Genomic DNA, 5877 nt, shown 5'->3' with positions numbered 1-5877 from the left:
GTACGGGCTTGAGGGGCGGGCCTCGCGTGCCGGTCCGGGGTGGCTCGTACGTGGCCGCTCGGACGTGACGGGGAGCGGCTCGTACGTGGACAGGGGCGGCGGCCGACCCGGCCGTACAGGCCTCAGCGGACCCGGTCGTAGACCAGGGCGATCTCGCCCAGCGTGCCGGTCTCCTGGTGGGTGAGCTGCCACTTCGTGGACGGAAAGCCGTCGTCGAAAAGCCGCTGCCCGTCCCCGGCGATCTCGGGGAAGATCATGAGGTACAGGCGGTCGATGAGATCAGCCGCCAGGAGCGGCTTGATGACGCTCGGGCTGCTGTTCACGAGGATGTCGCCCGCGCCGCCGGCCCTGAGTTCGGCGACGACGTCCGCGGCCGGGGCGTTCACCACCCGGGCGTGCTCCCACGGCGCTTCGGTCAGGGTGGTCGAGAGGACCACCTTCTCCGTGTCCACCAGCCACTTCGCGTAGCCACGATCGCGCGGATCGGCGTGCTCGTCCGAAGCGACCGCCGGCCAGTACCCCAGGAATCCCTCGGCGTTGCCCCGGCCCAGCAGGGCCGTCGTCGCGCCCTCCCAGATACGGGTGAGCTGGTCCCGCGCGACCTCCGAGGTCACGTACGGCGCGAACATGCTGAAGTCGGCGGGCCCGCCGGGGCCGTGGTAGCGCCCGTCGAGGGAGAGGCTCAGGTTCGCGGTCACCCTGCGGCCGGTCGAGTCGGTCATGTCGTGCTCCTCACGTCGGTGTTGTGCGGGTGGGTGTCGTGCGGGCCGGTGGCGAGGTTCGCCGCGAGTCTGTCGAGGCTCTGGCCGAAGCCGATCTCGATGCCCGCGACGAAGTCGGCGGCGCCCACGGTGCTGTCGGTGATCCGCCACTGGACGTCGAGCTCCGTGCCGGTCCGGTCGGGCCGCAGGTCCAGCGTCACGTGGGCGGTGAACGCGCGCCCGCCGTCCGGGAGTTGGGGCGAGAGCCGGTAGGCGAGGCGTTCACCGGGGCGTACCTCGTCGACCACGCCCTCCGCGCGCCCGGCGACCGGGTCGGAGCCGTCGACGTCCTCGGCGTCGCGGTACTCGTGGACGATCCGCCCGCCCTCGCGCGCCTCGAAGGCCAGCTCGGAGACCCGGAGGTCGTCGGGCGTCCACCAGCGCGCGAGCAGCGCGGCCTCGGTCAGGTGGCGCCAGACGAGCGCGGGGCGCCCCGTCAGCGACCGGCGGAAGCCGAACGAGCGGCCGTCGGCCCACCCCGGCTCCGCCGCCGCGAGCCGCTCCGCGTGCAGGCTGACCCCGTAGCGCTCGAAGGTCTCGCGCGCGCCCCCGTCCCGCTCCGCGGTGTCGGCGAGCCGGCCGAGCGCGGTCGCCAACTCCCGCAGGGGGCCTGGCCGGAGGGCGTAGATACGGCGCTGCCCGGCGCGCTGGGAGGTGACGACACCGGCGCGTTCAAGGGTCTGCAGATGCTTGGTCGTCTGCGGCTGGCGCGCCTCGGCGAGCCGGGCGAGGACACCGACCGGACGGGGCCGCTCGGCGAGCAGGCCCACGAGCCGCCAGCGGACCGGGTCGGCCAGTGCGGTGAGGAGTGCGTCCATGGCGATGAGTATTCACTGTGCAGCATATTCGTGTCAACGAATATATGGCCTCGTTAGTGAGAGGTGCGGAGTCGCGCGCGGGACGCGTCGTGCGCCCCCGGAGTTGCCCCGTACCGCCGTGTGGAGCGACACATGCGATACGAGCGAGCGACATTGTCACCTGACAAGGTCGACCGCTAGCGTGGTGTGCGAAGCGACCGCCGGCGGTGATCGCCGGCAGCGACCGCTGGTTCCGCACGAAAGGCGGGCTCATGACCCACGCGTCCCCGACCACCGCGTCCCCGACCACCGAGATCCCCGAGCGCCCCGCGCTCCCGTTCCTCGGCCACGCCCTGAGTGTCCCGAAGGGCGCCGACGGGCTCCTTCATCTGATGCGCGAGGCAAAGGAGTTGGGCCCGGTGTACCGGCTGCGGGTCTTCGGCACCTCGTACGTACTCGTGGGCGGGCTCGACCTGGTGGCGGAGCTCGCGGACGAGAGCCGGTTCCGTAAGAACGTGCACCCTGACCTCGTCGAGATCCGGCGGATCGCCGGGGACGGGCTGTTCACCGCCTTCCCCGACGAGCCGAACTGGCGCAAGGCGCACGACGTGCTCATGCCCGCGTTCTCGCTCGGCGCCATGCGCGGCTACCACGCGACCATGCTCGACGCCGCCCGCTCGCTGACCGACAAGTGGGACCGCGCCGACGGCGCCCCGGTGGACGTGCCGGGGGACATGACCCGGCTGACCTTCGACACCATCGGGCTCTGCGGCTTCGGGCACGACTTCGCGTCGCTGCGGCGCGAGACGGCGCACCCCTTCGTCGCGGCGATGAGCAGGGCCCTCGCGTTCACCCAGGCCAAGGGTGAGTCGGTGCCGGGCACGGAGCGGTTCCGGCGGAAGCGGGCCGCGGAATTCCGTGCGGACGCCGCCCTCATGGCCGGCCTGGTCGACGAGGTGATCAGGAAGCGCAGGGCGTCCGGCGACACCCGTACCGACGACCTGCTCGGCCGGATGCTGCACACCCGGGACGCGGTGACCGGTGAGCCGCTCGACGACCTGAACATCCGGCACCAAGTGATCACGTTCCTCATCGCCGGGCACGAAACCACCAGCGGAGCCCTGTCGTTCGCCCTCTACCACCTCACCAAACACCCCGAAGTGCTCGCCCGTGCCCAGCGGGAGGTCGACACGCTGTGGGGCGACACGGACACACCCGAGCCCGCGTACGGGGACATCGGCAAACTCACGTATCTGCGCCAAGTGCTCGACGAGAGCCTGCGGTTGTGGCCTACCGCGCCCGCCTTCGCCGTGGAGCCGAGGGAGGACACCGTCATCGGCGGCCGCTACCCGGTACGCCGCGGCGAGACCCTGATGGTGCTCACCCCGGCCCTGCACCGCGACTCGGCCTGGGGCGACAACGTCGAGCTGTTCGACCCCGACCGGTTCACGCCCGAGCGGACCGCGGCCCGTCCCGTGCACCTCTTCAAACCGTTCGGCAGTGGTGAACGCGCCTGTATCGGGCGGCAGTTCGCGCTGCACGAGGCCACCCTGCTGCTCGGTCTGCTCGTGCACCGCTACCGGCTGATCGACCACACCGACTACCGGCTGCGGATCCACCAGTCGCTCACCATCAAGCCCGAGGCGTTCGCCCTGCGCCTCGCCCGCCGCACCTCCGGCGAACGCCGCCCGGCCAGCGGCGCCCCCGCTCCCGTCGACAGTCACCGGAACGTGCACCGGCGGGCCCTCCCGGCCACCACCCTGACCGTGCTGCACGGCTCCAACCTCGGTACGTGCGCGGGCATCGCCCACGACCTGGCGGCGGACGGGACCGGGTTCGGCTTCGACGCCTCGGTCGCCTCCCTGGACGAACGCGCGGGCCAACTCGGCCCGGACAGCGGCCCCTTGGTGATCGTGGCCGCCTCCTACAACGGCCGCCCCACCGACGACGCCACCCGCTTCCTCGGCTGGCTCGACGACCTCCCGCCCGGCGCGCTCGACGGACTCCGGTACGCCGTCCTCGGCGTCGGCGACCGCAACTGGGCCGCCACCTACCAGCACGTGCCGACCCGCCTCGACACACTGCTCCGCGCCGCCGGTGCCGTGCCCCTCCTCGACCGCGCCGCCGCCGACACCTCCGGGGACTTCGCGGGCGCCGTGGACCGCTGGACCGCCGCACTCTGGCCGGCCCTGCTCGACCGGTACGGCGACACGGCCGCCGCTCCGATCCCGCCCGAACCGCCGCAGCCGTCACGCGGGCAGGACGCGCACGACGGCCTGTACGAACTCGTCGACGCCGCCCCGTCCGTCACCGGCGCACTCGCCGAGCGGCACGGCGTCCGGCCCATGGAGGTCGTCGACACGTACGAACTCACCGACGCGGCACACCCGTTGAGCCGCTCCAAGCGCTACCTCAAGCTCCGCCTCCCGCCCGGCGTCAGCTACCGCACCGGCGACCACCTCGCCGTCCTGCCCCGCAACCCCGAGCCCCTCGTCCAACGGGCCGCCGACCACTTCGGCCTCGACCTGGACCGTACGGTCACCCTGCGCGCCCGCCGCCGCAGCCGCGGGGCCCTGCCCGTGGACCGGCCGCTGACCCTGCGCCGCCTGCTCACCGACTTCGTGGAACTCCAGCACCCGGCGACCGCCGAACAGGTGGCCCTCCTCGCCGGGCACACCGCCTGCCCACCCGAGCACCGGCACCTCGCCGCGCTCGCCGCCGCCGACCCCGAGACCTTCCACCGGCAGGTCACCGCCACCGGGCGGAGCGTCCTCGACCTGCTCGACCAACACCCGTCCTGCGCCCTGCCGTTCGAGGTTTTCCTCGAACTCCTTCCGGTGCTGCGCCCGCGCCACTACTCGATCTCGTCGTCCGCGCAGGCGGCGCCCGGCGAGGTGGAGCTGATGGTGTCGTGGCTCGCCGCGCCCCACCGCACCGGCGACGCCACCTTCCACGGCACGGCCTCCACGTATCTGCGGACGCTGCGCGCGGGGGACAGCGTCCGGGCCAGGGTGCTGCCGTGCGCCGAGCCGTTCCGGCTGCCCGCCGACGACGGCACCCCGGCGATCCTGGTCGGCGCGGGCACCGGCCTCGCGCCGTTCCGCGGCGCGGTGCTCGACCGGCTGCACACCGGGTCAAGCAGCACGCTGCTCTGCTACTTCGGCTGCGACCACCCGGACGTCGACTATCTGCACCGCGCCGAGCTCGAACTGGCCGAGGCCGCCGGGGCCGTCAGCATGCGGCCCGCCTTCTCCCGCGCCCCCGAGGACGGCGCCCGGTACGTCCAGGACCGGATCGCCCGGGAGAGCGACGAGATCTGGGACGTACTGGAGGCGGGCGGCCGGGTCCGCGTCTGCGGCGACGGCCGCCAGATGGCCCCGGCCGTACGGTCCGCCTTCCTCGCCGTCCACCGCGAGCACACCGGCGCGAACGCCGAGGAAGCCGCCGCCTGGCTGGCCGCCCTCATCGCCTCCGGCGCGTATGTCGAGGACGTCTGGACGGCGTGATGCCGTGGGACGCGCGCCCCGGTTCCGTACGGGTCTCAGGGCGCGCGCCCCGGTTCTTCTCGTATGGGTCTCAGAGTGCGCGCCCCGGTTCCCGTACGGGTCTCAGGGCGCGAGTCCGGGGAGCGGTACGGGCTTGAGGGTGCCGTCCGCCAAGGCCACGACACCGCCCACCAGGGCCTGCAGCGCGGGCAGTTCGGCCCGCTCGTCGGGCAGCGTCAGATGCTGCAGGGTCAGCCCCTCGAACGTGGCGAGGAAGAACCGGGCGACGGTCGCGGCGGGCACGGCGAGCTCCCGGCCGGTCCGCTCGGCCGCCTCGCTCACCAGGCCCGAGGTCACGGCCACCACCTCGCGGTAGTGGCTGTCCAGGACCTCGCGCAGCTTCGGGGTACGCAGTGCCAGCATGCTCAGCTCGTTGAGGAGCTGGTGGTCGGCCGGCCGCTCGCGCACCGTGCGCCACAGGGCGGCGGTCATCGCGGCGACGGTCTCCTCGAACCCGGCGTCCACCGGCGCCGAACCCTTGACCTGCCGGACCAGGTCGTCGGTGAGCTTGGCCATGACGGCCCGGTACAGGTCCTCCTTCGTACCGAAGGTGTAGTGCACCGTCGCCTGGGCGACGCCCAGCTCGGCGGCGATGGCTCGGGTGCTTCCGGCCGCGACGCCCTCCCTGGCCATGAGGGCGATGGCCGCCTTGATCAACTGGGGGCGGCGCTCGGCCGCGGTCACATGAGCCATGGGCGCATCGTAGCGACTTGCCGCAGCGACTTGGTCGGCCGAGCAAGTCGCGCGAACGCGCTGGTGGGAGGGGTGTGGGGC

The 5877-nt window shown here is 73.1% G+C and carries 4 protein-coding genes; 1 reads left to right on the top strand and 3 read right to left on the bottom strand.

Annotated elements, in window-relative coordinates; genetic code table 11:
- Positions 1-122 precede the first annotated feature (122 nt).
- Positions 123-722: a dihydrofolate reductase family protein gene (locus GUY60_RS32995; RefSeq protein WP_161704603.1), complete on the bottom strand. Its 600-nt coding sequence runs from the start codon at positions 720-722 to the stop codon at positions 123-125.
- Complete coding sequence (locus GUY60_RS32990) at positions 719-1579, bottom strand: metalloregulator ArsR/SmtB family transcription factor (protein ID WP_161704601.1); 861 nt, start codon at positions 1577-1579, stop codon at positions 719-721. Before GUY60_RS32990 ends, GUY60_RS32995 begins: the two co-directional genes overlap by 4 nt.
- A gap of 251 nt (positions 1580-1830) precedes the next feature.
- Here GUY60_RS32990 and GUY60_RS32985 point away from each other — a divergent pair, with 251 nt between their 5' ends.
- The gene (locus tag GUY60_RS32985; RefSeq protein WP_161704599.1) at positions 1831-5064 is read left to right on the top strand and encodes a bifunctional cytochrome P450/NADPH--P450 reductase; all 3234 of its coding nucleotides are present in this window, start codon (positions 1831-1833) and stop codon (positions 5062-5064) included.
- A 102-nt stretch (positions 5065-5166) separates the two neighbouring features.
- Here GUY60_RS32985 and GUY60_RS32980 read toward each other — a convergent pair whose 3' ends face one another.
- Complete coding sequence (locus GUY60_RS32980) at positions 5167-5796, bottom strand: TetR/AcrR family transcriptional regulator (RefSeq protein WP_161704597.1); 630 nt, start codon at positions 5794-5796, stop codon at positions 5167-5169.
- Positions 5797-5877 lie beyond the last annotated feature (81 nt).

This window comes from Streptomyces boluensis, from assembly GCF_009908195.1.
GTDB classification, from domain to species: Bacteria; Actinomycetota; Actinomycetes; order Streptomycetales; family Streptomycetaceae; genus Streptomyces; species Streptomyces boluensis.
The sequence above is the reverse complement of the archived record's forward strand: the minus strand, read 5'-3'. Positions and strand labels throughout refer to the sequence as shown.

Excerpts from the sequence above, each read along its gene's own strand:
- GUY60_RS32995 (WP_161704603.1), bottom strand. The coding sequence starts at position 722 with ATGACCGACTCGACCGGCCGCAGGGTGACCGCGAACCTGAGCCTCTCC.
- GUY60_RS32990 (WP_161704601.1), bottom strand. The coding sequence starts at position 1,579 with ATGGACGCACTCCTCACCGCACTGGCCGACCCGGTCCGCTGGCGGCTC.
- GUY60_RS32985 (WP_161704599.1), top strand. The coding sequence starts at position 1,831 with ATGACCCACGCGTCCCCGACCACCGCGTCCCCGACCACCGAGATCCCC.
- GUY60_RS32980 (WP_161704597.1), bottom strand. The coding sequence starts at position 5,796 with ATGGCTCATGTGACCGCGGCCGAGCGCCGCCCCCAGTTGATCAAGGCG.